This is a genomic window from Nocardia kruczakiae NBRC 101016 (assembly GCF_001612965.1).
Lineage (GTDB): Bacteria > Actinomycetota > Actinomycetes > Mycobacteriales > Mycobacteriaceae > Nocardia > Nocardia kruczakiae.
On the sequence record NZ_BDBL01000016.1, the window covers coordinates 45831 to 71851 of the forward strand.

At 67.2% G+C, this 26021-nt stretch carries 23 protein-coding genes; 9 read left to right on the plus strand and 14 right to left on the minus strand.

What is annotated here, in order from left to right; translation table 11 throughout:
* Positions 1-669: 669 nt before the first annotated feature.
* Positions 670-3231, minus strand: a complete 2562-nt coding sequence (locus tag NK1_RS13405; RefSeq protein WP_063008855.1) for a DUF6049 family protein — start codon at positions 3229-3231, stop codon at positions 670-672.
* The gene (locus NK1_RS13410; RefSeq protein WP_064923396.1) at positions 3228-3764 is read right to left on the minus strand and encodes an NUDIX hydrolase; all 537 of its coding nucleotides are present in this window, start codon (positions 3762-3764) and stop codon (positions 3228-3230) included. Before NK1_RS13410 ends, NK1_RS13405 begins: the two co-directional genes overlap by 4 nt.
* A gap of 184 nt (positions 3765-3948) precedes the next feature.
* Here NK1_RS13410 and NK1_RS13415 point away from each other — a divergent pair, with 184 nt between their 5' ends.
* Positions 3949-5397 (plus strand): CCA tRNA nucleotidyltransferase, encoded by a 1449-nt coding sequence (locus tag NK1_RS13415; RefSeq protein ID WP_063008856.1) that lies wholly within the window; start codon positions 3949-3951, stop codon positions 5395-5397.
* Between the two features lie 36 nt (positions 5398-5433).
* Here the strand turns inward: NK1_RS13415 and NK1_RS13420 are convergent, their stop codons facing one another.
* Positions 5434-6249, minus strand: a complete 816-nt coding sequence (locus NK1_RS13420) for a hypothetical protein (protein ID WP_063008857.1) — start codon at positions 6247-6249, stop codon at positions 5434-5436.
* Positions 6250-6317: 68 nt separating this feature from the next.
* Positions 6318-7949, minus strand: coding sequence for a glycoside hydrolase family 183 protein (locus NK1_RS13425; RefSeq protein ID WP_084460882.1), 1632 nt, complete (start codon positions 7947-7949; stop codon positions 6318-6320).
* Here NK1_RS13425 and NK1_RS34995 point away from each other — a divergent pair.
* Complete coding sequence (locus tag NK1_RS34995) at positions 7909-8076, plus strand: hypothetical protein (protein WP_167354258.1); 168 nt, start codon at positions 7909-7911, stop codon at positions 8074-8076. The genes NK1_RS13425 and NK1_RS34995 overlap by 41 nt on opposite strands.
* A 60-nt stretch (positions 8077-8136) precedes the next feature.
* On the opposite strand, the gene NK1_RS13430 is transcribed toward NK1_RS34995, so the two are convergent.
* The gene (locus NK1_RS13430) at positions 8137-9504 is read right to left on the minus strand and encodes an MFS transporter (protein WP_063008858.1); all 1368 of its coding nucleotides are present in this window, start codon (positions 9502-9504) and stop codon (positions 8137-8139) included.
* Between the two features lie 95 nt (positions 9505-9599).
* Here NK1_RS13430 and NK1_RS13435 point away from each other — a divergent pair, with 95 nt between their 5' ends.
* Together NK1_RS13435 and NK1_RS35710 are read left to right on the plus strand one after the other, a co-directional pair.
* Positions 9600-10400 (plus strand): pirin family protein, encoded by an 801-nt coding sequence (locus NK1_RS13435; protein WP_157104257.1) that lies wholly within the window; start codon positions 9600-9602, stop codon positions 10398-10400.
* A gap of 51 nt (positions 10401-10451) precedes the next feature.
* Positions 10452-11099: a DUF4190 domain-containing protein gene (locus NK1_RS35710; RefSeq protein WP_084460862.1), complete on the plus strand. Its 648-nt coding sequence runs from the start codon at positions 10452-10454 to the stop codon at positions 11097-11099.
* A 9-nt stretch (positions 11100-11108) separates the two neighbouring features.
* Here NK1_RS35710 and NK1_RS13445 read toward each other — a convergent pair whose 3' ends face one another.
* Positions 11109-11624 carry a hypothetical protein gene (locus NK1_RS13445; RefSeq protein ID WP_036507404.1) on the minus strand — a complete coding sequence of 172 codons (516 nt, stop codon included), beginning with the start codon at positions 11622-11624 and terminating at the stop codon, positions 11109-11111.
* A gap of 117 nt (positions 11625-11741) precedes the next feature.
* Between NK1_RS13445 and NK1_RS13450 the strand changes: the two genes are divergently transcribed.
* Genes NK1_RS13450 through NK1_RS13460 form a run of 3 tightly spaced genes read left to right on the plus strand, consistent with a single transcriptional unit; the run spans position 11742 to position 15021 of the window.
* Positions 11742-12590 carry a DUF5753 domain-containing protein gene (locus tag NK1_RS13450; protein ID WP_063008860.1) on the plus strand — a complete coding sequence of 283 codons (849 nt, stop codon included), beginning with the start codon at positions 11742-11744 and terminating at the stop codon, positions 12588-12590.
* A gap of 10 nt (positions 12591-12600) precedes the next feature.
* Complete coding sequence (locus NK1_RS13455; protein WP_063008861.1) at positions 12601-12990, plus strand: DUF397 domain-containing protein; 390 nt, start codon at positions 12601-12603, stop codon at positions 12988-12990.
* On the plus strand, positions 12991-15021 hold the full coding sequence (locus tag NK1_RS13460) for a M13 family metallopeptidase (protein WP_084460864.1): 2031 nt from the start codon (positions 12991-12993) through the stop codon (positions 15019-15021).
* On the opposite strand, the gene NK1_RS13465 is transcribed toward NK1_RS13460, so the two are convergent.
* The 8 genes from NK1_RS13465 to NK1_RS13500 form a co-directional block, all read right to left on the minus strand.
* The gene (locus NK1_RS13465) at positions 15022-16341 is read right to left on the minus strand and encodes an ABC transporter substrate-binding protein (RefSeq protein WP_063008862.1); all 1320 of its coding nucleotides are present in this window, start codon (positions 16339-16341) and stop codon (positions 15022-15024) included.
* A gap of 19 nt (positions 16342-16360) precedes the next feature.
* Positions 16361-17233, minus strand: coding sequence for a carbohydrate ABC transporter permease (locus NK1_RS13470; RefSeq protein WP_063008863.1), 873 nt, complete (start codon positions 17231-17233; stop codon positions 16361-16363).
* Positions 17230-18147, minus strand: coding sequence for a carbohydrate ABC transporter permease (locus NK1_RS13475; RefSeq protein ID WP_036507390.1), 918 nt, complete (start codon positions 18145-18147; stop codon positions 17230-17232). Before NK1_RS13475 ends, NK1_RS13470 begins: the two co-directional genes overlap by 4 nt.
* A gap of 223 nt (positions 18148-18370) precedes the next feature.
* Positions 18371-19270 (minus strand): L,D-transpeptidase, encoded by a 900-nt coding sequence (locus NK1_RS13480; protein WP_063008935.1) that lies wholly within the window; start codon positions 19268-19270, stop codon positions 18371-18373.
* Between the two features lie 351 nt (positions 19271-19621).
* Positions 19622-21025, minus strand: coding sequence for a cytochrome P450 (locus NK1_RS13485; RefSeq protein ID WP_084460888.1), 1404 nt, complete (start codon positions 21023-21025; stop codon positions 19622-19624).
* A 51-nt stretch (positions 21026-21076) separates the two neighbouring features.
* A complete protein-coding gene (locus NK1_RS13490) occupies positions 21077-22243 on the minus strand; it encodes a serine hydrolase domain-containing protein (RefSeq protein WP_063008937.1) in 1167 nt (388 codons plus the stop codon).
* A gap of 163 nt (positions 22244-22406) precedes the next feature.
* Complete coding sequence (locus tag NK1_RS13495) at positions 22407-22928, minus strand: DUF6764 family protein (protein WP_063008864.1); 522 nt, start codon at positions 22926-22928, stop codon at positions 22407-22409.
* Between the two features lie 162 nt (positions 22929-23090).
* Positions 23091-23762, minus strand: a complete 672-nt coding sequence (locus NK1_RS13500; protein WP_063008865.1) for a chymotrypsin family serine protease — start codon at positions 23760-23762, stop codon at positions 23091-23093.
* 541 nt (positions 23763-24303) lie between these two features.
* On the opposite strand from NK1_RS13500, the gene NK1_RS13505 reads away from it, so the two are divergent.
* Together NK1_RS13505 and NK1_RS13510 are read left to right on the plus strand one after the other, a co-directional pair.
* Positions 24304-25122, plus strand: a complete 819-nt coding sequence (locus NK1_RS13505; RefSeq protein WP_030514080.1) for an MlaE family ABC transporter permease — start codon at positions 24304-24306, stop codon at positions 25120-25122.
* 4 nt (positions 25123-25126) lie between these two features.
* Complete coding sequence (locus NK1_RS13510; RefSeq protein ID WP_030514081.1) at positions 25127-25990, plus strand: ABC transporter permease; 864 nt, start codon at positions 25127-25129, stop codon at positions 25988-25990.
* Positions 25991-26021: the final 31 nt, after the last annotated feature.

The following is a 26021-nucleotide window of genomic DNA, read 5'->3' on the forward strand; positions in this document are numbered from 1 at the left end:
GGTGGCGCATTCGGCGGCAGTGGCTGACGCGGCGCGTTCGGCGGCGTCTGGCGCAGCGGCGCACTGGGCGGGCTCTGCCGGCGCGGCGGATTCTGTGGTCCCGGATACCGGGACCCGTCGGGTGAAAGCGGCGGTCCCGGACGGGGCGATGCTGCCGGCGGACCCTGGCGCGGGCCGGCACCCGGGGTCTGACGGATGGGTGCGCTGGGCGGCGCCTGCCGGCGCGGCGGCGGGGCGGGTCGTGTTCCGTTCGGGCCGGGCGTCCGGCCGGCGGGGGGTACCTGCGGAATCGGGCCACTCAGCGGCCGCCGCGGATCGGCCGGATCGGGGCGGGCGTCGTTCGGCGGTAAGCGGTGCGGCGGCGTTGCGTTGGGGACGACACCGTTGGCGCCCGAGGGCGGCATCGAGGGATCGGGACTCAGCCGACGCGGTCCACGCTCCCACGGCGCGGCGGGCGCGCGTCGCGGAAACTGCTCGTCGTCGGCCTGATCGGGCACGACGGGGCCGTCGTACTCGGTCACCGGACCTCCGGTCTGCTCGGCATTCGGGCCGGCCCGTGAATCACCCGGTCGACGCAGTGTGCCGCTACGCGATTGTCGCTCACTGTGCCCCGTGACCTGCGGGACACCCGCACCCGGTCGGCGCAGTGAGCCGCTACGCGATTGTCGCTCACTGTGCCTCCTCTTCCTGCAGTACTCGTTTGCGGGCGCGCAGGTATCGGTTGAGCCTGCGTCGTTTTCCCGGGTCCAAACCCTTGTCGGCCGGATCGGGCTGTCCCCGGAAGCGGCGCCACAAGCGGCGACCGGCGAGCAGGAACAGCAGTGCACCGGCACATGCGGTAATTATCGCCAACGCTTGACCGTAAGCGTTCGAACGTACCGAAACCGAGGTGGCATTGCCGAGAGGCACTCCGGCCGGTGTGGTAAGGGATATCGGAATCACCAGGTTACGGCTGTCGCTCACCTTGGTCGGAATCTGGAACGACCGAGTACCCTCCGCCGGAAGCTGCTGCTCACCGATATCGGTGATATTCGTCTCGGCGGGCGCCCCGATCTTGAACCGGATCCGGATCGCGACCGGCAGATCGTTGCGCGCGACCAGCAGCAGCGGACTCTGCTCCGAGGCCAGCGTGTACACCCCGCCCGGCGGCAGCACGCTCGCCGAGGAGAACAGCCCGTCCATGGTCCGGGTGGTCTGTTCGAGTCGCCGTTGCGCGGCGGTGTCGGCCTGCGAATCGGTGCCGGTGCGGTCCGAGAGCGTCAGCACCCGGATGAGATCGTCGCGCAACGGTGTGAGGAACGTCCGCGGTGTCGGCTCCTGCTGGGGGATCTCCACCAGGGCGGTCATCAGATCGTCGATCCGGTGTTCCTGCTGCCCCACCGGTGCGACGAACTGATCCGGCACGGCCTGTGCCGCCGCGTCACCGGAGTAGTCCAGGTCGTACGGGCGCGGATCGACCGGTTGCGCGAGCAGGTCGGTGAAGGAACGTGGTGTCGCCAGACCGCTGCGGAACATGAGCTCCAGGTGCGAGAGCAGCGCCCCGGCCTCGTCGCGGTCGGCGCCCCACTGTTGCGGCGGCATGAGGAGGGTGGCGCGGGGACGGGTCTCGGTCGTATTCAGCACGGGCCAGCTCAGCGCGCCCAGTGCGTCCTGCAGTCGAGCCGTGCGGGAGTCGTTGGTGACCGCGTACCGGACCCGGTCGGGAGTGAACGCCGGAGTCGGCGGATTCGACCCGACCGCGGCCAGCGCGGTCGCCGACCACATGTCGAAGGTCGCGACCTTCAACCCGGAATCGGGCGCCGGTGGCGCGGCGTCGGGTTTGGCCGGTGCGGCGGCCGGCAGCCGCACCATCTCCGGTACCACCGGCGCGATGTCCGCGGCGACGGAGGCGGTACTGCGCACCGTCGCCTCGCCGCGCCCGGAACCTGTTGCGGTGCTGAGGGAACCGCCCTCGGCCACCGCGTTCCCGGAGAGGACGGCGGTGGTGAAACCGCGTTCGGTCAGCATGGTCGTGGCATCGGCTCCGATGGCTCCGGACGCGGGCAGGCTCACTCCGCGCACGGATTTGACCGACAGCAGCGAATCGACGATATCGGCGGGCGCGGTGAGCGCACGGGCGACCAGGTCGGCATCGTGCACGCCGGCCAGCGCGGTCGGGTCGACCTGCGCGAACGGCAGCGCCACCGTGCACATCGTCGGCGCCAGCGCACGCAGCCGGTCGAGCCACGCGCGCGCGGCCTGCGGACCGGTGCCGTCGCGTGTGGGCCCGTCCGGATCCGACGGTGAGGCCAGCACCCGATACCCCTCGGTCATCTTCGACACGGTGAGCAGCAGGTCCGGGTCCACGACCAGGCACAGCGATGCCGCCAGCCCGGGACCCGCGCGGCCGGAATCGTGCGAGGGGTCGGATCGCAGCGCCGACTCCAGGGCCGAGACCAGCTGATCCAAGCGGCCGCCCGCAGCCAGTTCCCCGGCCAGTTCGTCGTCGGTGAGCAGCGCCTTGCCGTCCACCGAACCGGGGATGCCGGCGACCATGCGGGGCCGGTCCGCCAGCGGCCACAACATGGTGGTCGCCACCGGCGGCTGCGGTGCGGCCGGAACGGGTTGTGACCCCTCCGCCGCGGCATCGGCGCCGTTCGGCAAGGCGGGCAGGCCGAGGACGGGCAGCAGGAACCGCGCATCGTCGAGATGCGCCTGATTACCGTAGGCCGGTTCGCCGTTCACATTCAGCAGCAGCGGGTACACGCCCGGTTCGGTGATGCCGAGCGAGTCCGTGACGGGAGGATTGGCGGCCGCGTTGGACATGCCCTCGCGCACCCCGATCCGCAGGGTGAACTGTTTGCGCTGTCCGGGCCCCAACTGGTCGGTGACGTCCTGGAACTGCGCGCTGACCGGGAAGTTCGATTGATCCTGGCGCAGCGTGGACCGCAGTTCGCCGGGTTCGCCGATGGCCGCCCCGCGCTGCACTCGCACACTGACGTCGTCCACCACGCGATCGCCGATATTGGTCACCGTGCCGGTCAGCGCGAGGACGGAATCGCTGGTGGTGGTGATCGTGCTCGGCGACACCGAATCGAGCGTGAGTTTGAGGAATTTCGGCGCGGCGGTCGAACCTCCCGACCCGGACGGCTGCGCATGGCTCGACCCGGCCGACGGCACGCTCAATACGGCGAGCGCCAGCGAGACGAGCAGTAGCACCCAGCGGTGCCCACTGCGACTCGCACGCGTCATTGTCTGCCGCTCTCCATCCGATCTATCAGCCGATTCGCGACCTCGGCCAGACGCCGTTCGTCGGCGTAGGCGAGCCGGGAATCGAGTTCGCTCAACGGCACCCAGGCCACCTTGGTGACCTCGACGTCGGCATCGGAGAGCTCACCCCCCAACGACCGCATCAAGTAATGGTGCACGGTCTTGTGTACCCGACGGCCTTCGGTGACGAACCAGTAGTCGATGCTTCCCAGTTCCGCGACCACCCGGCCGTTGATGCCGGTCTCCTCGGCGACCTCCCGGACGGCGGTCTGTTCGGCCGTCTCCCCCTCTTCGATATGCCCCTTCGGCAGCGACCAGAGCAACCGGCCGCGGCGGTCGGTGCGGCCGATGAGCGCGGCGCAGCGCTGTTCGGCGGGCCCGTCCAGGCCGTCGACGACGAGCCCGCCCGCGGAGGTTTCCCGGACGGTGCGCATGCGAGGTTTCGCCGCATTACCGGCCGAACCGCGGCGCCGGGGCTGGCGGCGTCGACTGTTCGCGCGATCGGCCGGAGACACCGGGTCAGTCTAGCCGCGCCGGATCGATGCACTGAACGTGTTCGATGCCGAGTGTCATGCCGCAGCACGGCGGGGCATCCGTGCGGTCCGGGCGGGTGCGCACCAACTAAGCTGCGTTTCCGTGGTTTCGCCGAAGTCCGTTGACGCAGAAGTGGAGGACGGCACACAAGTGAAAGGAAGGGCCGTGTCCGACCCCGACGATGATCGCCGGACGCGATTGCTTGCCGCGGCGGCGATCACCCTGGGCCGGCTCTCGGATGTGCTGACTCCGCTGGGCGGCCTGTTCGCCGCGCGCGGCCACGAGCTGTACCTCGTCGGCGGCAGCGTGCGCGATGCCGTGCTGGGCCGGCTCGGCACCGATCTGGACTTCACCACCGACGCCCGGCCCGAGGTCGTACTGGAGATCGTGCGCGGTTGGGCCGACAATCTCTGGGACACCGGCGGTTTGGCGTTCGGCACGGTGAGCGCGTCGAAATCGGGCCACCAGCTGGAGATCACCACCTTCCGCAGCGACAGCTACGACCGCGTCTCCCGTAACCCCGAGGTCACCTTCGGTGCCAGCCTCGAGGGCGATCTGGTCCGCCGCGACTTCACGGTCAACGCGATGGCCGTACGTATCGGCCCGGCCGGTGATCTGGAATTCGTCGATCCGCTCGACGGCATGCAGGCCCTGCTCGCCGGCGTGCTGGATACTCCTGCGGCGCCGGAGGATTCGTTCAACGACGACCCGCTGCGCATGCTGCGCGCGGCCCGCTTCGTCTCCCAGCTCGGCTTCGAGGTGGCGCCGCGGGTACGGGTAGCGATCGCGCTGATGGCCGACGAGATCCGCCGCATCACCGCCGAACGGGTGCGCACCGAACTGGACAAACTGATCGGCGGTGAACATCCCACCGAAGGTATCGACATCATGTGCGAGACCGGGCTGGCCGAACGGGTGCTGCCCGAGGTTCCGGCGATGAAGCTGGAGATCGACGAACACCATCAGCACAAGGACGTCTATCAGCATTCGCTGACGGTGTTGCGCCAGGCCATCGATCAGGAGCAGGGCGATCCGGACCTGGTGCTGCGCTGGGCCGCGCTGCTGCACGACATCGGCAAACCGCCGACCAAGCGCAACGAGCCCGGCGGCGGTGTCAGCTTCCACCACCACGAGGTCGTCGGCGCGAAAATGGTGCGAAAGCGCATGCGCGCCTTGAAATATCCGAAGCAGTTCACCGAGGACGTGGCGCGGCTGGTGTATCTGCACCTGCGTTTCCACGGCTACGGTAAAGGCCAGTGGACCGATTCGGCCGTGCGCCGCTACGTCACCGATGCCGACGACCTGCTGCCGCGGCTGCACAAACTGGTGCGTGCGGACTGCACCACCCGCAACAAGCGCCGCGCCGCACTGCTGCGCTCGACCTACGACGATCTGGAAGCCCGGATCGAACGCCTGCAGCAGGAGGAGGATCTGCAGCGGGTACGTCCGGACCTGGACGGCAACGCGATCATGGAACTGCTCGGCCTGGAGCCGGGACCGCAGGTCGGCCGCGCCTGGCGTTATCTGAAGGAATTGCGGCTGGACCGCGGTCCGCTGACTCGCGACGAGGCCGAGGCCGCGCTGCTGGAATGGTGGAACGCGGGCGGACAGTAGCGTCGCGGAACCGGATTCGGCGGTCCGGAATCGGTCTCAGAACACGATCAGCGTGGTTCCGGCGACGATCGCCGCACGCATCTGCCCGAGGTCGAACGAGCCGGTGATCTGCGGGAGTTCGAGCCGGAAATGCACCCGGTCGCCCTGCCGGTCGGCACGCACGATGCGCACGTCGTTGGGCAGGTCCGCCAGCGTGACCGGCGCCACCGACACCCAGCGCCGCGGTACCCGGACGCCCGACCAGGCAGCCTGGTGGATCGCGATCGTGACGAGGTTGTCGCTGATGGCGGCGTCGACCAGCGCCTGGAATTTACGGGTGCGATGGCGCGCGCTGATCAATCCGCTCGGATGCACCTCGAACCGCCAGTCCAGCCGCTTCTCGTTGAGCCATTCGACCAGCGCCGCGGTGGTCACGGTGCCGGTGACGTCGAGTCCGGCGGTGCGCACCTTCGTCGGAACGCCGGGAATCATCCGCACCCCGTGCGCGATCACCGTCATCTCCTCGATCGGATGCCCGTTCCAGCGCAGCTCGGTCAGCACCGTCTTGGTCTGGAAGTGCGCGCCGCGGCGGCGCACCTTGAGGGTCTGCAGAATCGCGGTCAGATCGTGGCCGAGCAGGGTGGCGGTGATCTCCCGACCGCCGAAGCGGCTCAGGATTCCCTCGCTGAGCAGCGTCATCAGCACATCCGGCATGAGCGCGGTGACCGTACCCGCCCCGAGATCCGCCACCGGGTCGAGCCATGCGGTGGTGAATGCCGTCCACTGATCCAGCAACTCCGGGTCGAACAGCCGACGGCCCAGGTCCACTGCCCGCAACGGCGACCAGGATTTGGGATCGAAATAGGTGGCCATGATTGCTTCGAGAGTACTGGCCGCCGGTGAATACGCGAGGTGGTGTCGATGACATTTCCCGCGCGGGCCTAGGGATCGGCGGGTTCCGGTGCGGTCGGGTCGTTCAGCGTCGCGTGCATCAGGTAGACGTTGTAACTGTCCCAGGCCGACATCGTGAAGTAGAGGTCCTTACCCGTCGACCAGGGATGGATGAAACCGCCGTAGGCCTTCGGGTAGTCGTTCGTATCGGCCAGCACGGTGCCGTCGGTCCAGGCTCCCTGCGGTTCGGTCGCGGTGCGCAACACGATCGCGTGCCGAGCGGGGTCCAGGTACACCATCTGCCACTGCTTGCTCGACTCGTCGTAGCGCACCGACAGCTCGCCCGCGATGCCGGGAAGCAGCGGCGTGGCGCGATTCTCCTGCGCGGGGGCCCAGGTGCCGTCGACCCAGTACTGATACGCGGACTTGTTCAGCACGTCCTTCTTCGGTACCCGCGCCAGGCCGATCATGCCGATGCGGCCGTTGGGCGTGCCGAACATGTAGACGTAGTCGCCGTGCGGCACCATCGTCGCGACCTGGAACCGATCGATGCCGAACATGTTGTCCCACTTGGCGTACTGATCCTTGACCCAGGTACTGCCGCCGTCGTCGGAGTAGGCCAGACCACCGTTGTTGGTCCACCACATCCCCGGCACCCTGCTCCAGTGATTGACCGACATGTAGCTCATGTACTGCCGGTCGCCGAGGGCGAATCCGGAGGTGGGGATCACCGTGGTCTCGAAATTCTTGATCTTGCGGCTGCTCAGCAGTTCGGCGGCGTGGCAGCGGCTGTCCTGCACCATGTCGTCGATGATCAGGCCCTTGGACAGGTCCCGTTCGGAGCTGTAGCCGAGCACATTCGACCGCCAGTCCGGTCCGCCGGCCTGGCCGTACTCCCAGCCCTTGCCGAACGTGTCGCCGAATACCACCGCGACCTTGCCCGGTTCGGTCTCCCACATGATGCCGAGATCGGTCCCGTCGACCTGCCAGCGCATATCGGTGCGGTTGACCGAGCCGTGGCCGGTCACCTGATTGACCAACTTCACGTTCTCGACCGTGCGCGGCGCGGGTGCCGCCGCGACCGCGCCCGGGTCGGTCGGCGGCCGCACCGGCGTCGGCGGGGTCTCCGGCGCCGGCTGTTCGCCCCCGGGGATGGGGATCGGAATCGGTTCGGGTTCGGGATTGATATTGATGTTCGGCAGATTGAACGGGCCGGAATTCGATCCCGAGCCGGTGCCGGACCCGGACCCTGTGCCCGAGCCGCTGTTCGAGCCGGGTGCCGAACCGGAGCCGGATGCCGAACCGGAGCCGGGGGCGGGGCCGGATTCGCCCGGCTCGGAAGGATCTTCGGCCGGCGGGGGTTTCGGCGTATCGCGAATGTCCGGGCACGGGTTGTGGCACGGGTCCGCGGGCAGGGGTTGCGGGACGATCCGGGTGTTGTCCGGACGCGGGCCGGGCACGGGTACAGGCACGATCTCCGGTACCGGCACCGGGATGTCGATTCTCGGCGGAAGATTAGGCGGCGCAGGCGCATTCGGATCGGGCTGGCGCGCGAGCGGGTCGAATCCCGTTTCGCCGCAGGCATTCTTCGGTGGTGGCGCCCACGGGGCGAGTTCGGCGGCCGCGGGGACGGGTGCCAGCGTGCCGAACACCAGCAAGCCGGTGACCGCGGGCGTGAAAATCGCCGAGGCGCAGCGCTTTCCGATGCGGGTGGAGCCACGCGCCGCCGCCGCTCCGCCGGCAGCAGCGCTCCCCGTCGCGTTGTTCCCGAACACCGCACTCCTCGACTACCACTCGCACCGCTGGTGACATGCACTGTCAGTCACCGCATCAGCTGGGACCGAGCACAGCGGCTAACAATCTAACCGATCAGCCGGGATGCGTCTGCGAACGTCCGGAGGAATCGCGTGGCGTGCGCCGGCGGCTGTTGACCGCGATCGCCGCGATCCCCAGCGCGTACAGTCCGGCGCCGGCCGCCACCACGCCGAGGGAACGGCCGTCGGCCGGAATGACCAGGGCGGTCACGGCGACGGCGCCGACGAACGTGATGTTGAAAATCGTGTCCTGCAGGGCGAATACCTGCCCGCGCCGAGCGTCGTCGACATCGATCTGCAGGGTCGCGTCCCCGGTCAGTTTCACCATCTGCCCGGCCATGCCGAGCAGGAACGCGCCGACCAGCAGCAGTTGATGGGCCCGATGTTCGGCCGCGCCGGTCGCGACGGTGATCGGCGGGACCAGTGTCGCCTGCACCAGCAGCGCCGCCGACAGTCCGGCGAGCACCGTGCGCGGGCGCCCGAGCCGCGGAATCAGCAGCGGCGTCAGTACCGCGGCGGCGAGCATGCCCGCGGCGACCGCGGTGATCGCCACGCCGAAGCCGACCAGTCCCGAACTCACCGACATACCGGATTCGTCGGGGCGGCGCAGGACCAGCACCATGAGCAGAGTGTTGGCGCCGAAAACGACGCGGTGGGTGCCGACGCCGATCATCGCGGTGGTGCAATCCCGCGATTCGGCGACGGCACGGGCGCCGGTGCGCAGACCGGTCAGCACGGCGCGCACGGACTCGGCGGTCGCACCGCGCCCGGGCGCGCCGATTCGATGTTCGGGTCCGAGCTGATGGCGCGCGAAGCCGATCGCGGCCACCGCCGAGATCACCGATCCGCAGGCGCCGGCCGCCACCGCCACCGCACCCGCGACATCCCCCGCGCCCACCGCGCCGATGATCGCCACCGCGACCGCGGCTCCCGCCCCGGCGCATCCCGATGCCACCGTGGCCAGGACCGAATTCATCGGCACCAGCCAGCGCTGTTCCAGCACCCGCGGCAGCGACGCCGAGATCCCGGCCAGGACGAATCGGCTGATCCCGACCACCGCGAGCGCCAGCAGCAACAGCGGCGTATCGCGGATTCCGGCCCACAGCCCGACCGCGGTCACCACGATCAATACCGCCCGCAGCAGGTTGGCGATCAGCAGCACCATCCGGCGGTCCCAGCGGTCCAGCATCGCTCCGGCATACGGTCCGATCACCGAATACGGCAGCAGCAGTACCGCGAACCCGCCCGCGATGGCCAGCGGATCGGTGGCACGTTCGGGATTGAACAGAATCGCACCCGACAACGCTGCTTGAAACATTCCGTCGCCGAACTGTCCGGAGAACCGGATCAGCGCCAGCCGCGGCATTCCGGGCCGGCGGACGGCGGCGGCCACCGCGGCCCGCCGCGCAGCGTCGGGTCGCATTTCGGTTCACCTCCGGATCAATGTGCGGGGCCGGTGCACAGCCACGGTAGAATCTACCCGGCGGCCTCGACAGCAGCTCGAGAGGAGGACCCCCGTTGTCCACACTCACGACACCACACATCGATGTTCATCGCGCCGGCGATCGCATGAAAACCCGTGTGGCATGGCTGGATTCGAAGCATTCTTTCTCGTTCGGTGAGCATTACGATCCGGAGAACACCCATCACGGGCTGCTGCTGGTGAACAACGAGGACATCGTGTTGCCGGGCGAGGGATTCGACACTCATCCGCATCGCGATATGGAAATTGTCACCTGGGTTCTGAACGGTTCTCTGGTGCATCAGGATTCGCTCGGACATGCCGGTGTCATCTATCCCGGATTGGCGCAGCGAATGAGCGCGGGAACCGGAATTCTGCATTCGGAAAAGAATGATTCGTGGCGGCTTCCGCCCGAACAGGGCGGCACGTCGCCGCATTCCGAAGCGGTTCATTTCGTGCAGATGTGGGTAGTACCGGACGAGCCGGGAATTACTCCCGGATATCAGCAACTGGAAATCGACGACGAACTGGACCGCGGCGGCCTGATCACGGTCGCCACGGGTATGCCGCGCTATCGCGATCGCACCGCGATCGCGATCAGCAGCAGCCATTCCGCCCTGCACGTCGGGCGTATGCCCGGTGCGGCGGGAGCCGGTGCGGGGCAGGCGATCACCCTGCCCGAGGCGCCATACCTGCATGTCTTCGTCGCTCGCGGCGAGGTCGAGATGGAGGGGGTCGGAACCCTCTACGAGGGCGACGCGGTGCGGATGACCCGCAGTGGCGGGCAGCGCATCGTCGCCGAGGTTCCGGCGGAGGTCCTGGTGTGGGAAATGCACGCACGTCTCGGCGGTCAATAGAGTCGGCAGACGCGGCCGTCGAGGGCCCGTGCGTCAGAGGAGAGGACAGCGATGACCGAGAATCCACCGCCCGGGAACTACCCCCCGCCGGAACCGTATCCACAGTCGGGCGGCGAACCCGGACGCTCGGGCGAGTACCCCGGCCGTTCGGGCGAGTATCCCGGCCACTCGGGCGAATATCCCCAGCAGCCGGGTCAGTATCCACAACAACCCGGCCAGTACGGCCAGCAGCCGGGGCAGTATCCGGGCGGATATCCCCCGCCGCCCGCCGGCGGCTACCCCGGCCCGCCGGGACAGGGCACGTGGGAGCAGCCCAAGGGCAAGGGGCTGGCCATCACGGCGCTGGTCCTCGGCATCATCGCCCTGCTGACCTGCTGGACAGTGGTGGGCGGAATCCTGTTCGGCCTGGTCGCCCTGATCTTCGGCATCATCGCGACGGTCAAGGCTCGGCGTGGCACCGCGGCTGGCGGCGGTATGGCGATGGCCGGCCTGGTGCTGGGCCTGCTCGGGCTCATCGCCGGAATCGTGATCGCCGCGATCGGGGTCAACTTCTTCGTCAACAACGGCGGTAAGGACTTCCTCGACTGCGTGAACAAGGCCAACGGCGATCAGTCGAAGATCGACCAGTGCCAACGTGATTGGAATCAGACGCTGGAGAACAAGTACAGCGTGACCCTGAGTCCGCGGCCGACCTCCTGATCGGCCGGGTCAGTACGGGTCCGGCCGGCACTGGCGGGTTGCGGTGAGCACCTCGGCCAGTTCCGGCCGGTAGTCGCTGTGCGGCGAATCGATCCACACCCGGTATCCGGTGCGTTCGTCGGCCGGTGAGGGCAGCACGATGGTGGTGCCCGGGGCGACCAGTGCGGCGCAGCGATGGAACATATCGGACGCGATCGCGGCGTCGGTGGCCGATTCGTCGACATGTCCGGTCAAGAAGGTCCAGCGTGCCGACCGCGGATGTCCGATGATCGGCCCGCGATGTCCGCGCACGGTGAGGTATTCGCGAATCGGAGCTCCGAGGGCGGCCGGCACGGTGATCGCGCCGACCGGGCCTATTTCCAACAGGATGCGACCTCGGACCGGTTCGACGATGCCGTAGAGCCCGTTCTCTTTCCGATAGCGACGACAGCGGACCAGCGCTTCTTGGGTGACTGCGCGCGGCGCGGTGGTGATGGTGGTGATATTCGGTTCGATCGCGCCGGCCATCGGGTCGCGCGTGCTCATGGCGAACCTCGTCTCGTCGTCGAGTGCAGTGCCACCGATACGCAGACCGTATCGCCGTACAGTTGAAATGACAATAGTCAGAAGCGTGTCGCGGTGGCCGGCGTACTATCTGCCCGCATGGCCCCTACCTCGCCAGTGGTCGCCCGGTGGGAATTGGTCCGTCGCCTGCGCGAACTCCGCGAACAACGCGGCTTCGACTCGGCCGGCTTCGCTCGGGCGGTGGGCTTCACCCCGGCCAATTGGTCGCACGTCGAGAAGGGCCGCCGGGTGCTGACCGGCAACACGATCGGCCCGGTGCTGGATCTGCTCGCGGTCGGCGAGCGGGAACGCGCCGAACTGCTCGCCTTGCTGGCTGCCGGGAAAGAGCGCGGCTGGTGGAGCCGCTCGGCTCTGATCGGCCCGGAACTGCAGCGCTATTACGGGATGGAATACGGCGCGGACAGTATTCGCAGTTACGACAGCCTCGTGATCCCGGGCCTGCTGCAGACCGAAGCCTATGCGCGGGCGCTGATCGCGGCCGATGTGATGATCCGCCCGGCGCAGGTCGAACAGCTGGTCGCGATGCGGATGCGGCGTCGCAAACGCCTGCACGGACACGATCCCGTCGCGCTCACCGCAGTGGTCGGTGAGGCCACGCTCGTGCAGCGGGTCGGCGGCCAGGACGTGCTGTGTGCGCAGTTGGAGTATCTGGCCGGGCTGTTGCGCACCAGGCCGAACGTGGACATCCGGGTCATCCCGTTCGCGGCTCCCGACGGCGCGATCCTCGGCGGGGCGAGTTTTCATCTGCTGGACTTCGCCTCCGAGTATCTGCCGACCTTCGGCTGGGCCGAGAGCGCGGTCTTCGGCGCGCCGGTCGACGGTCCCGACCAGGTGCACGATCTGGCGTTCGCATTCGTGCGAGCGCTCGATCAATCCCTCACTCGCACAGAATCATTGGCGCTGATCGAGAAATACGCAGCCGTGTAAACTCCCGCCCATGCCCACTCCCGCGAGGTATCGGCCGGAGGTCACGTCCTGGTTCACTTCCACGCGCACCAACAACGGCAACCAGTGCGTCGAAGTGCGTTTCGACGGTGATGCGGTGCTGATCCGCGACAGCAAGTACCGCCGCGATCCCGCGAACAGGCCCGAGCTCGAGCCGATCATCACCGTCGACGCGCCCGCCTGGATGGCCTTCCTGCGCCGGGTCTTGCACGGTGACAGCGAGGGTGACCTGCGCGTTCGCCCCGCCTCGGACGGTGGCACGGTTCTGGTCCACGACACCACCGAGCTGTCGTTCACCCCCGGCGAGTGGCGGGCGTTCCTGGCCGGCGCCCGGGACGGCGAATTCGACCGCATCCCGGCGGCGACCGCCGCACCGGGCTGAATGCGGCGGCGGCGCGACGCCGTCGTCGGCATACTGGAGGTCGTGACTTTCGACGTGACGACTCCCTCGGGCATCGATCTGACCTATCGCGACGACGCTGTGCGGGTGCAGGACGACCTGTTCGCGCACGTCAACGGCAAATGGCTGGACACCTACGACATTCCCGCCGATCGCGCGGTCGACGGAGCGTTCCGCACCCTCTACGACCAGGCCGAACTGGACGTCAAGAAGATCATCCAGGACTTGGCGGCCGGAACCGTGGCCTCGGTGCCGGACGAGGAGGAGGCACGCAAGATCGCCGACCTCTACAACAGCTTCATGGACGAGGAGGCGGTCGAGGCCGCCGCGCTCACCCCGATCGCCGGGGAACTGGCCGCGGTACGCGAGGTGAAGGATCGCGGCGAGCTGGCTGTGCTGCTGGGCCGGCTGCAGCGCACCGGCGTGGGCGGGGCGGTCGGCGCCTACGTCGATACCGACGACAAGAATTCGCAGCGTTATCTGGTCAACCTGACCCAGTCCGGGCTCGGCCTGCCGGACGAATCGTATTACCGCAACGACGATTACGCCGAGATCCGCACCAAATACGTCGAGCACATCCGGCGCATGTTCCAGCTCGCCGCGCTCGAGTACGACCCGCAGCGCGTCTTCGATCTGGAACGCAAACTGGCCGCGGGACATTGGGATGTGGTGCGCCGGCGCGACGCCGAATTGAGTTACAACCTCACCACTTTCGCCGATCTCGCCGCCGCGAATCCGGAATTCGACTGGACCGCGTGGACCGAGGAGCTGGCCGCGGGAGTCTCGGCCTCCGGCACCGAGTTGTTCGCCGAAGTCATCGTGCGCCAGCCCGATTACGCGCGTACCTTCGCGCAGCTGTGGGCCGCGGAGCCGCTCGAGGACTGGCAGGCGTGGGCGAGCTGGCGGGTGCTGCGGGCACGTGCGCCGTATCTGACCGCCGCGATCGTCGAGGAGAGTTTCCACTTCTACGGTCGCACCCTCACCGGCGCTCAGGAGAATCGCGAGCGCTGGAAGCGCGGCGTCTCGCTGGTGCAGGATCTGCTCGGCGAAGCGGTCGCGAAAATCTATGTCGCCGAACACTTCCCGCCCGAGGCCAAACAGCGGATGCAGGAGCTGGTGGCGAATCTGATCGAGGCCTACCGCCGCAACATCAGCGAACTGGAGTGGATGAGCCCGGAGACTCGTGAGGCCGCGCTCGCCAAACTGGAGCGGTTCACCCCCAAGATCGGCTATCCCGACACCTGGCGCGACTATTCCGCGGTCCGTGTCGATCCCGCCGATCCGGTCGGTAACTACCGCAGTGGCTACGCCGCCGACCACGACCGTGATATGAACAAGCTCGGCGGCCCGGTCGACCGCGGCGAGTGGTTCATGACGCCGCAGACGGTGAACGCCTACTACAACCCGGGCATGAACGAGATCGTGTTCCCGGCGGCGATTCTGCAACCGCCGTTCTTCGACATGAACGCCGACGACGCCGCCAACTACGGCGGCATCGGTGCGGTGATCGGGCACGAGATCGGCCACGGCTTCGACGATCAGGGCAGCAAATACGACGGCGACGGCAATATGGTCGACTGGTGGACCGAGACGGATCGGTCCGAATTCGGTAAGCGCACGAAGGCGTTGATCGACCAGTACAACCAGTTCGAACCGAAGGCGCTGCCCGGCCACACCGTCAACGGCGAATTCACCATCGGCGAGAACATCGGTGACCTGGGTGGGCTCTCGATCGCGTTGGAGGCGTACAAGATCTCACTCGACGGCGCGGAGCCGCCGGTGATCGACGGACTGACCGGGCTGCAGCGAGTGTTCTTCGGCTGGGCGCAGGTGTGGCGCACGAAGGCCCGCGACGAGGAGGCGATCCGCCGGCTGGCCGTCGACCCGCATTCTCCGCCGGAGTTCCGGTGCAACGGTGTGGTTCGCAATCTGGACGGATTCCACGAGGCGTTCGGTGTCGAACCGGGTGACGCGTTGTACCTGGAACCGACCGAGCGCGTGCGGATCTGGTAGCTACCGCGGCAGTTTCGGTTCGATCTGCCGGTCGTAGATGGTCTGCAGCCGATCGGTGATATCGGCGAAGGCCGACGTCACGTCCCGGTTCTGCAATCCGATCTGTTCCAGCCCGGTGCCGATGATCTGATCGGCACCGGGCAGGAACACCCGGGCGTAATCCTGCGAACGGGTCAGCGGCAGCTGGTCGACGGCGGTCGCGAAATTGCGGTTGGCGGCGAGGAATTGCTGTTCCGACGGATCGCGGACCGCCGACTTGCGCACCGGGATGTAACCCGTCGCCTGCGAAAAATAGGCGGTGTTCACCGGATTCGTGATGAACTCGACGAAGCGTAGTGCGTTGGCCTTGCGCTGATCGGAGATGCGCGACGGAATCGCCAGTCCCGCACCGCCGGTGGTGCATCCCGGGCCGTTCGGATGCGGCAGGAAGGCCGTGGCGAAGTCGAGTTTGCCCGCCGCATTGGCGACGATGCCCTTGATATCGCCGGTGGAGGTGATGGCCGAGCCCACCACCCCGGTGCCGAAATCCACGGCCAGCTGCGGGCGGATGGCGGCGTAGCGTTTGCGATTGATCATGTCGCGCAGGAAGTTTCCGGCCTCGACCGTGCGGGGATCGGAGAACTTCAGTGTCCACCGATCCGAGTAGGCGCCGCCGAAGGTCCAGTTCGGTCCTTGAAATGTCCAGGCCAGATAGTTCTTGGCATCGCCCCAGCCGTGGGCCCACTTCCCCGCGCCGATGGCACGTTGCAGTTCGGGTCCCCACTCGTCGAATTCCCGCCAGCTCCGCGGGCCGCGGTCGGGCAGTCCGGCGCGGGCCCACAGACCGCGGTTGTAGCAGAAGATCTGCGTCGAGCGCGCATACGGCAGCGCCCACAGTTTTCCCGCGAACCGGTAGTCGTCGACGAAGCTGTCGACGTAGTCCGCCAGCGGCACGGCGGCGGCCGCGATGTGCTCGTCGAGCGGTTCGATGGCCTTGTTCAACGCGTAGTTGAACCACCAGACGTCGGAGAGGACAACGACATCCGGCAGGGCGCCGCCCGTCAGCGCGGCATTGAACTTCTGCGCCACCTCTTCGTAGTTGCGCCCGGCGTCCACCAGCTTCACCGTCAGATCGGGATGCTGCGCGTGGAACCGGTTGATCAGCTCGGTTTCCTGATTCTTCGAGGTGCCCGGATGATTCGACCAGAAGATGATCGTGTTCGGATCACCGCCGACGCCGGTGCTGCCACCCATTCCCGCACACGCCGACAGGGTCAGCCCGGCGGCCGCCGCGGTGGCGGTGAGAAATCCGCGACGGGTCGGTGTGCGCGGTCGGGTCACGGCACTCTCCTCGAGCGAATCATCCTTTGACGGCACCGGTGGTGAGGCCCTTGATCATGTGCCGCTGCAGCAGTACGAACACCACCAGAATCGGCAGCATGGTCAGCAGGGTTCCGGCCATCACCGGACCCCAGTTGGTGACGCTGGGATTTTCGGTGTTCTGCAGCAGCGTCAATCCGACGGGCAGGGTCGCGACACCGGAGTCGTCGGCCATCAGGAACGGCCACAGATATTCGTTCCATTCGTTGACGAGCGTGACCACCGCGAAAGCCACCATCGTCGGGCCGGACATCGGCAGTACCACCCGGATCAGCAGCTGCCACCAGTTCGCACCGTCGACGCGCGCCGCCTCGATCACCGAAACCGGCAGGGACAGAAAGTGATTACGCATCAGGAAGGTGCCGAATGCCACCCCGCACAGCGGCACGATGATGCCCAGCAGCGTATTGCGCCAACCCAGCTGGGCGATCAGCGCGTAGTTGGAGATCACGGTGATCTGATTGGGCACCATGAGCGCGGCGATGATCGCCAGGAAGATCAGCGTCTTCCCCGGAAAGCGCAGGAAGACGAGGCCGTAGGCGCTGAATACGCCCAGCGCGAATTTGACCGCGGAGACGACGGTGGTGACGATGAGCGAGTTGCGGAGGAAGGTCCAGAACGGCAGCGTGGTCGTGGCCTCGCGGTAGTTCTCCGGATGCCAGCTACGCGGCCACCATACCGCCGGCTGGGTGTAGATATCGGGCCGCGCCTTGAACGAGGTGATCAGAATCCAGAACAGCGGCACCCCGACGACGATCAGCACACACATCATCGCCGCGTAGCCGAAAACCGTGGCCAGCAGGCGTTTCCGCTGCCGACCGCGGGTGGCCGGCGCTACCGTCGTGCTCGTCATTCGTCTCGATCCATCACTCGCACCTGGACCAGCGTGATGATCAGCAGCACCACGAACATGATCGTCGCGACCGTCGCGCCGTATCCGGCGCGGAAATTGCGGAAGCTTTCCTGGTAGACCTGATAGACCATGGTCGTCGTACCGGTGCCCAGCGGCCCGCCGCGCGTCATCACGTTGATGATGTCGAACACCTGCAGCGAATTCAGCATGACCGTGATCGACAGGAAAAATGTGGTGGGCCGCAGCTGCGGCAGCAGGACGCGGGTGAAGGTGGTCCACCGTCCGGCGCCGTCGATCGCGGCAGCCTCCAACAGGTCACGCTGGACACCCTGCAGCGCGGCCAGGTAGATGACGAAGGTGTAGCCCAGGTTCTTCCAGATGTAGGTCACCGTCACCATGAACAGCGCCCAGTGCGGTTCCTGGTAGAAATCCGGCACATTCGTGATGCCGATGCGGTGCAGCAGATCCTGCACCAGGCCGAAGCCCGGATCGAAGATGAACTGGAACGCCACCCCGATCGCCGCGCCGGAGATCACGAACGGGGCGAAGATCACCGAGCGAACCACGTTGCGGCCGAACAGTTTCCGATCGAGCAGTAGCGCCAGCGCGAGACCCAGCACCATACTGCCGCCGACCGCGAAGACGGTGAAGATCACGGTATTGCCGACGATCTGCCAGGTGTCCGCTCGCGTCCACCACTCGCGGTAGTTACGCACTCCGACGAAGTGCGCGAACGGTTCGGCGAGATTCCAATCGGTGAACGACAGCCGGATGTTGTCGATCAGCGGCCGATAGACGAACAGCCCGAGCAGCACCAAGTTCGGCACGACCAGCACGAAGAACAGCCCGTAGTCCCCCCACGGCCGCCGCCGTCCCCGGTTCTGCGGCAACACTCGCTCCGGCCGGCTCCGCACCGCCGCAGTCTGCCCGCCCCCAGCGAACGCCCGGAGAACCCCGGGCACCGAACGCCTGAACTCTCGACCGGGCGTCGGATGATCATTCTCGGACACCCCGGCCATGAGCAGATCCTAGAAGTCCGACGCCGCGACGGCCGCCATTTCCGCCGAACCCCGAGCACGCCGTCACCACCCGAACATGGCATCACGGCCCGCGAAATACGCGGAGAGGCGGAGGAGCCTAGCTCCAGTCGCCCATACCGTCACCGGCGCTGAGGTTTCCGGTGGAGTTCGTCACCACCACGGGATCACCCTTCTGCGCGTTCTCGAAGAACCACTGGGCGTCCTCGGTGCTGACGTTCAGGCAGCCGTGGCTGGAGTCGGACACACCCTGCTGGGCGAGCGACCACGGGGCGGCGTGGACGAAGATGCCGCTGTTGGACAGCCGGGTCGCGTACTCGACCTCGAGCTTGTAGCCCTGCGGATCGGTGATCGGAACCCCGTAGGTCGAGGAGTCCATGATCATCTTCCGGTTCTTCTCCCCGACGTAGTAGGTGCCGTTGGGGGTTTCGTGATCCTTCTTGCCCATCGAGGTCGGCATGGTCTTGATGACCTCGCCGTTGCGGGTGACGGTGATCATGTGGGTCGCGTCGTCGGCGGTGGCGACGACCGCATCGCCCACCTTGTAGGCGACCTTGGTGCCGCCGGCCTCGACGGTGATGTCGGATTTGGCGGGCCAGAACTCCTCCGGCCGCCACCGCACCTGCTTGTCACCGCGCCAGTAGAAGTGGCCGTGGGTGGCATTGCTGGAGGTGATCCGGATGGCCTTCTCCGCCGCGGCGTGGTCGCCGACAGGATCCTTGAAGTTGATGATGATGGGCTGCGCGACGCCGACCACGTCGCCGTCGCCCGGGCTGATGCTCGGCGCGGCGAAATTCGCCTGCGGCAGCGGCGGCGGGTTTTTCACCGGCGCGGCACCGGGTTCGGGCTGCGGCGCCTGCACGACGGCCGGAGCGCCGGGGACATCGGGCCCACCGGGCCACAGCGGCGCTGCCGAGGCGGGCGCCATGGCGATGGCACCGGCGGCGGTCACCGCCAGGGAGGTTGCCGCGAGGGCTAACAGGCCGGTCCGCTTGGACAGGCTGGTCTCGTCCCGAACGGGCTTCCGACAGGTTGTGGTGCGCACAGCCGTTTCGTCCTCTCCCACCTAGATCGCGCGCCACGGCGCACAGGAATATTCGCGCGCGGGTGCGCGAACGGTCTATCAGGCCCCGGCCCGCATCCATTACTACATCTCTCGCGGGCATCGGCCAATTGCGTTCCGCCAGTTATGAAGTCCGCACCGCACCTGTGTGATCCGTCACCACGGGAAAGTGGCGTAGTGGTGACAGGGTGAAAGTCCCGTTCGCATCGGCGAGTCGGGTTCGAGGTCCGGGCGGGTGGACAAGAGCCGGATCGATACCCAGCAAACCTCATTGTGAGGCAAATCACTTCATAGGTGGCGGATTCCCTCCACCGTGAAGCGAATCCCGCGATGCGGACCGGTCGCGATGTTGTGCGGTACCGAGCGCGGAATTCGGCCACGACGATAGCGTGGGAGCAGCGACAACTCGACCCGACTCACGATGGTGGCGAGCGCGATTCGCAACTCGTAGTCGGCCAGGGTGGCGCCGAGACAGCGGCGATGGCCGCCGCCGTAGGGCAGGTATTCGAACGGTCCGTAGCGGCGGTCGAGGAACCGCTCCGGCCGGAACCGCTCGGGCTCGTCCCAGGTGCCGGGATCGGAGTGCACGAGCGGGATCGCGACACCCATCGTGTCCCCCTCGGCCAACTCCACCCCGCATACCGTGTGCGGTCCGGTGAGCCGCCGCAGCACGATCGGCACCGGCGGATGCAGTCGCAAAGTCTCCTGGCACACCGCATTCAGATACGGCAGCCCGGCCAGCTCCTCGGGCTCGGCGTCGGGCCCCGCGGCACTCACCTCGGCGCGCAGCCGGGCCAGTGCGCCGGGGTCGCGGTGCAATCGGAACAGCGCCCACACCAGACTCGTGGCCGTGGTCTCGTGACCGGCCACCAGCAGCGTGCGCAGTTGTTCGCGCAGATCGGCATCGCTCACCCCGCTGCCGTCCTCGTAGCGAGCGGTCGACAGCACGCCGAGCGCACCGTCACCGGGCGTGCCGGAGACCCTCCGTGCGGTGATATCGGCGTCGAGCAGCGCGTCCAGCCGGGTGCGCGCCCGCGTGAATCTGTCCCACGGGGACAGGCCGAATGCGCTGCGCCGCAACGCGGGAACGAGCATCAGCGGTCCGGTGAAGGCGGTGAGGAAGTCGCCGACCGCGGCGGTGTAGGTGGCGCGCCGGCGCGGCTCGTCGGCGCCGAAGATCAGCGTGAGGATCACCCGTAGCGTCAGCGCCCGCGCCGCCACCCGCGCATCGATCACCGTTCCCGGCAGCCATGCGGGACCGGCGCCGGCGCCGGCGAGTTCGTCTCGGGTGCTGTCTCGAATTACCGTGCCGTACTGCGCAATTCGGGCGCGATGAAATGCGGGCGTCAGCACCGTGCGATCACTGCGATGACGCTGATCACGAGCGAGTATCAATGAGGCCGAACCGATAAGCGGTTCAATGGGATTCGGTTGCGGCGGATGCAGAATTCCGATCGGCGAGCGGAGAAATTCCTTCGTGCCGGCCGGCGTCCCCGTGAACAATACCGCGCCGAATCCCGGGAAGCGGACCAGAAACGGATCACCGTCGCGCGCGCGGCGCAGCCGGAAGTACCGATCGAAATCGATTCCGGCCGCCAGCGCGTGCGCCGCGACCCACCGCGGTGGCCGGGGTGCGGGCCGTTCGCCGGAAATCTGCGGAGTGCGATGCCGGCCTGCCGTTGCTGCGCGCATACCCAGCACACGACGCAGCCACGGTCCGGGTTCGACGCGGTCCGCGCGCCGTCAGCCGAGTGCCGCGCGGGCCTCCGCGGCCAATCGGGCCAGCCGGCCGTCGCCGATCGTGTTCAGCGAATTGCCCAGGCGATTGGTGACGAAGGCGACCGACATGCCCGATTCCGGATCGGCGAACGCACCGGAACCACCGACGCCGTAATGGCCGAACGCCCGGCGCAGTGGGCGCCGCGAGGCGATCGGCGGCCGGTGGTATCCCAGCGTGAACGGCACGGGTACGCCGATGACGTAGTCGCGATGTTCGCTGCGCTGCACATGATTGATGTTCTCGATGGTTTCCGGGCGCAGCAGCGGTTCGCTCCAGGTCCGATCCGGCAGCAGCACCCGGCCCTCGTTCGCCAGGGCGCCGTACATCCGGGCCAGGGCACGAGCGGAGAACACCCCGTTGAAGCCGGGCATCACCGCGTCGTGCACGCGCGGATCGCCGACCAGGACATCGAAGCCGGCCGGCATCCCGGCCTCGGCGATCGCACCGACCGTGCGGCTGCGGGCGATCACCTTCGAGGCGGTATCCCAGCGCAGCCCGGGAATACGCAACCGCGGGAAGGTGCGGGCGATGCGGTATCGCTCGGATTCGGGCACCCGGTACCAGAACTCCTCGGTCTGCAGCGGTTCGGCGATCTCGTGCCGCAACACCTCGGTGAACGGCTCGCCGGTCGCCCGCTGCACGATTTCGGCGACCAGCCAGCCGAAGGTCACCGCGTGATATCCCGACCCCTGCAACCGCCGCGGATCCGGTTCTGCGGCAGCCAGCGCCGCGATCATCGCGTCGTAGTCGAGAATGCCGTCGGGATCGGTCGCCAGGCCGCGCACCTTGTGCAGTCCCGCGCGATGGGAGAGCACCTCACGGACGGTGATGTCCTGTTTGCCGTTCGCGGCGAATTCCGGCCAGTATTCGGCCACCGGAGCGTCGTAGTCGACCAGTCCGCGTTCGGCGATTCGATGCAGCACCGTGGTGACCACACCCTTACCGGTGGAGAAACTCAAGGCCACCGTGTCGGACTGCCAGCGCTTATCCGGCGCCGCCCAGCCCGCCCACACATCCACGACGGGCCGCCCGTGCAGGAAGACCGCGAATGCGCCGCCGCCCCGGTTGGGTCGTGGGAACAGCCGGAAGAAATGGTGCACGACCGGCACGAATCGTGGGTCGATGACCATCTGCGGTGCGTCGTCGGTATCGGCGGACCCCGCCACCTGCGCCGCTTCCACCTCGGCTGCCTGCCGCGAACGTGCCGAATCCACCTGTGCCGACCTCCTGCCGCCGCATCGTCGCGGCGTCGTTACGCCTACTTGCCAGGGTAGGTGAGCTCCGCAGCCGTGCTCAGTGCGCTGCCGGGACCTGCCACAACCCGAACGGTGTCGCGAGACAGATCGCGCCGGTGCGCGAATCCCAGGCCAGCGCCGCCGAGCCGAGGCAGACGGTGCTGCGCTCGCCCGAGACCACCTGCGCCTGTGAACCGTTCATCGCGAAGGAGAGCCCGATCCGGCCGGGAACTTGCTCCGGAGCGAGGGAGGTGAAGGCGAAGGCGTCGGGCCCCATCCCGACCGCGACCGGCAGTCCGGCCGCACCCTCGCTGGCCCCGATCCCGCCGCCGGCGCCCAGGCCGAGGGCGATCGCACCGGCGGTTGCCTTGGCATAACCGACGCCGTCGATTCCCGCCGACCGGGCCTGTCCGGAATCGTCGCCCGTCGCACGGCATGCCGTGGTACCGGCGATGATCGTGATATCGCGGTTGCGGTCGGCATCGCAGTGCACGGTGGTTGCCGATGCGGTGCCGGTGGCCCAGCACACTACGGCCCCGGCCGCGACGGCCCAACCTGTGATCGCGCTCGTCACCTTCACGGAGTGCTCCTTTCGGGCCGGCAACCCTCACCATAACCGGACCCGCGGCGGCCGACCCGATCCGCGCCGCGCGCCCGGCCCCGCCCCGGGCACGGAAAACGGGCGGCGACTCGGATGTGATACCCGAATCGCCGCCCGTTACAAGGATTGTCGTGCCGCCGATCAGATCGGCGCGTAGCCCGCCCCCGGGCCACCACGCCCATTCATGTCGTTGACGATCGCCGACATGTTGGTGCCCACCTCGGGCCCGAAGCAGGCCACCGCCAGGTAGGCGTTCACCATGCCGACCAGGGTGGAGCCGATCACGACGGGGGCGCCGGAGTCACCCTCGACGACACACATCTCGGCCCACGTCTCGTCGGTCTGGAAGACGTCGCCGAAGGCCAGGCCGCAGGTATTACCGGTGGTCCGGCCTTCCTTGCAGACGATGGCGGGGAACTGGGCCGGTGCCCCGACGTTGGTGATCGTCACGTTGCCGATCCGATTGACCGGAGTGACATGGCCCGGATCGAATTGGATGACCGCATAGTCCAGGTCGTGATTGGAATAGACGAAGTGTCCGATCACGCCGGCGCCGCGGTCCTGTTCGGACCACACCTCCGAGCCGGCCTCGCCGCAGTGACCGGCGGTCAGGCCCACCAGGCGGCCACCGGCGTCGTGGCCGATGGTCGTGATGGTGCACTCGAACTGGTTGTCGATGATGATTCCGGAGCCGCCGCCGATCACCGGCGATCCGGGACCGGCTTGCGCGACCCCCGCGCCCGTCCCGAGCAGCGCCGCGCCCAGAGCAACGGCGAAGGCGGCATGAGCCGCCCTGACGAGTGTGTTGAACATTTCCCTCCAGACGTCGGAAGTCCGCACGATATCAGCCTTGTCGTACTACATCCTTGCAGTTCTCGGGTCCGAGTGCGCCCGGTATGCCCATGCAGTTTGCTGGATCGATGCCGTGGCCGCGCGACGACACGTACGAGGCCGACGAGATGCGACACCTGCTCACGACGACCGCTGTTTCGCGGGCACTCGCTATAGGCTTTCGTCAGTATTCTGGGCAAATCTTAATAACGAGAATTTCAATCCGATAAAAGGGGTATCGGATCGCGAGTTGGACATTCGATCAGAAAACTAGAACCTGTTCTAGGAAATGGTCGTGTTCATTGTGATCGATACCAGTCGGGTGGGCCCGATCACAGGCCCGGAACCAACGTGATCTGGGTCTATGACCACAGCCACACTTTGTGCTGTGTTTTTCCTAACTCCGTAGTAAGGTGCCTCAAGCGAAACAGTCGTCGGGGCGGGTAACCGGCGTCGAGAGGGGTAGCCAGTGCAAGTCACCAACGGTCCGGACGGGTCGGGGGCAATTAGTTCACCATCGAGAATGAGTGCCGCGGCGGACTGGACGAAGGCGTACTGGCAGGATCACCCCAAGCGGTCCCTCGAGACCTTCGGCCGACAGATCACGATGGGCTTCTCCGCGGTCGCGGAACTGTTCGTCGCCATCTTCCGCCGGCGCTTCCCGTTCGGTGAATTCGTCCGGCAGTGCGCATTCATGGCCAGCGTCGCCGCCGCGCCCACCTTGCTGGTCGCAATTCCGATCGGTGTCATCGTCTCGATTCAGGTGGGTTCGGTCGCGCAGCAGGTCGGCGCCACCTCGTTCATCGGCGCGGCCAACGGGCTGGGCATCATTCAGCAGGGCGCGCCGCTGGTCACCTCGCTGATGATCGCCGGCGCCGTCGGCTCGGCGATCTGCGCCGACCTCGGCTCCCGCACCATCCGCGAGGAAATCGACGCCATGAAGGTCATGGGCGTCGACCCGATGCGCCGGCTCGTGGCTCCCCGGCTCGGCGCCGCCATGCTGGTGTCGGTGCTGCTGTGCGGCTTCGTGATCTTCGTCGGCTTCCTGACCGGCTACATCTTCAACATCTTCGCCCAGAACGGCACCCCCGGCTCCTATATCGGCACGTTCGCGTCGTTCGCGGTGACCAGCGATTTGCTGGTGGCGTTGATCAAATCCCTGATCTTCGGCCTGCTGGCCGCGATCATCGCGTGTGATTCGGGTTTGAACACCCGCGGCGGCCCGGGCGGTGTCGCGAACTCGGTCAACACCGCCGTGGTGTTGTCCGCGCTGATGCTGTTCGGCACGAATCTGATCATCACGCAGATCTACAACGCCCTGTTCCCCCCACAGATGGTTTGAGCCGGTGTCGTCAACTTATGTTCCGCCGCTACTGCGGCCTCTGCAGCGGATCCGCAGTTCCGCCGGTGCCCCGCGAGACTGGCTCGCGCGGGTCGGTCACCAAGTCTTCTTCTTCCTGCGCTCGATCGGCTCGATGCCGTTGGCGCTCAAGCACTATCCGAAGGAAGTGTGGCGGCTGCTCTCGGACGTCACCTGGGGTAACGGCAGTCTGATCGTCGGTGGTGGCACCATCGGCGTGGTCCTGATCCTCAGTGCCTTCGGCGGTATGACCGTCGCCATCCAGGGCTACACCTCGCTGAACCTGCTCGGTTTGAGCCCGCTGACCGGTGCGATCTCCGCCTTCGCGACCACCCGTGAACTCGGGCCCATGCTCGCCACCCTCGCCTTCGCCGCACAGGCAGGCTGCCGCTTCACCGCCCAGCTGGGTTCGATGCGCATCGCCGAGGAGATCGACGCGCTGGAGTCGCAGGCGATCCGGCCGCTGCCCTATCTGGTCAGCACCCGGATGATCGCCGCGATGATCGCGATCGTGCCCCTCTACTGCCTGGCGCTGCCGGTCGCCTACCTGTCGTGCTCCATCACGGTCGGGTTCATCGGCGGCACGGCTTCGGGCACCTTCCAGCACTACTTCTATCAATTCCTGGTACCGCACGACGTGCTGTGGTCGTTGCTGAAAGCCATTCTCTTCGTGGCGATCACGACCTTCATCCAGTGCTACTACGGCTTCTTCGCCTCGGGCGGTCCGGAGGGTGTCGGTGTGGCCGCGGGCCGGGCGATCAAGCTCTGCATCATCGCGGTCGTCTTCGCCGACCTGTTCATGACGCTGGCGATCTGGGGCGTGAACCCGGGCATCAGGATCTCGGGATAGGAGGACTGGTGAATCACAATGCGAAGCCCGT

Excerpts from the sequence above, each read along its gene's own strand:
- NK1_RS13455 (WP_063008861.1), top strand. The coding sequence starts at position 12,601 with ATGCCCACTCCCGCGAGGTATCGGCCGGAGGTCACGTCCTGGTTCACT.
- NK1_RS13445 (WP_036507404.1), bottom strand. The coding sequence starts at position 11,624 with ATGAGCACGCGCGACCCGATGGCCGGCGCGATCGAACCGAATATCACC.
- NK1_RS13430 (WP_063008858.1), bottom strand. The coding sequence starts at position 9,504 with ATGCGACCCGACGCTGCGCGGCGGGCCGCGGTGGCCGCCGCCGTCCGC.
- NK1_RS13485 (WP_084460888.1), bottom strand. The coding sequence starts at position 21,025 with ATGCGCGCAGCAACGGCAGGCCGGCATCGCACTCCGCAGATTTCCGGC.
- NK1_RS13470 (WP_063008863.1), bottom strand. The coding sequence starts at position 17,233 with ATGACGAGCACGACGGTAGCGCCGGCCACCCGCGGTCGGCAGCGGAAA.
- NK1_RS13500 (WP_063008865.1), bottom strand. The coding sequence starts at position 23,762 with ATGTTCAACACACTCGTCAGGGCGGCTCATGCCGCCTTCGCCGTTGCT.
- NK1_RS13505 (WP_030514080.1), top strand. The coding sequence starts at position 24,304 with ATGAGTGCCGCGGCGGACTGGACGAAGGCGTACTGGCAGGATCACCCC.
- NK1_RS13490 (WP_063008937.1), bottom strand. The coding sequence starts at position 22,243 with ATGGTCATCGACCCACGATTCGTGCCGGTCGTGCACCATTTCTTCCGG.
- NK1_RS13460 (WP_084460864.1), top strand. The coding sequence starts at position 12,991 with ATGCGGCGGCGGCGCGACGCCGTCGTCGGCATACTGGAGGTCGTGACT.
- NK1_RS13420 (WP_063008857.1), bottom strand. The coding sequence starts at position 6,249 with ATGGCCACCTATTTCGATCCCAAATCCTGGTCGCCGTTGCGGGCAGTG.
- NK1_RS13450 (WP_063008860.1), top strand. The coding sequence starts at position 11,742 with ATGGCCCCTACCTCGCCAGTGGTCGCCCGGTGGGAATTGGTCCGTCGC.
- NK1_RS35710 (WP_084460862.1), top strand. The coding sequence starts at position 10,452 with ATGACCGAGAATCCACCGCCCGGGAACTACCCCCCGCCGGAACCGTAT.
- NK1_RS13405 (WP_063008855.1), bottom strand. The coding sequence starts at position 3,231 with ATGACGCGTGCGAGTCGCAGTGGGCACCGCTGGGTGCTACTGCTCGTC.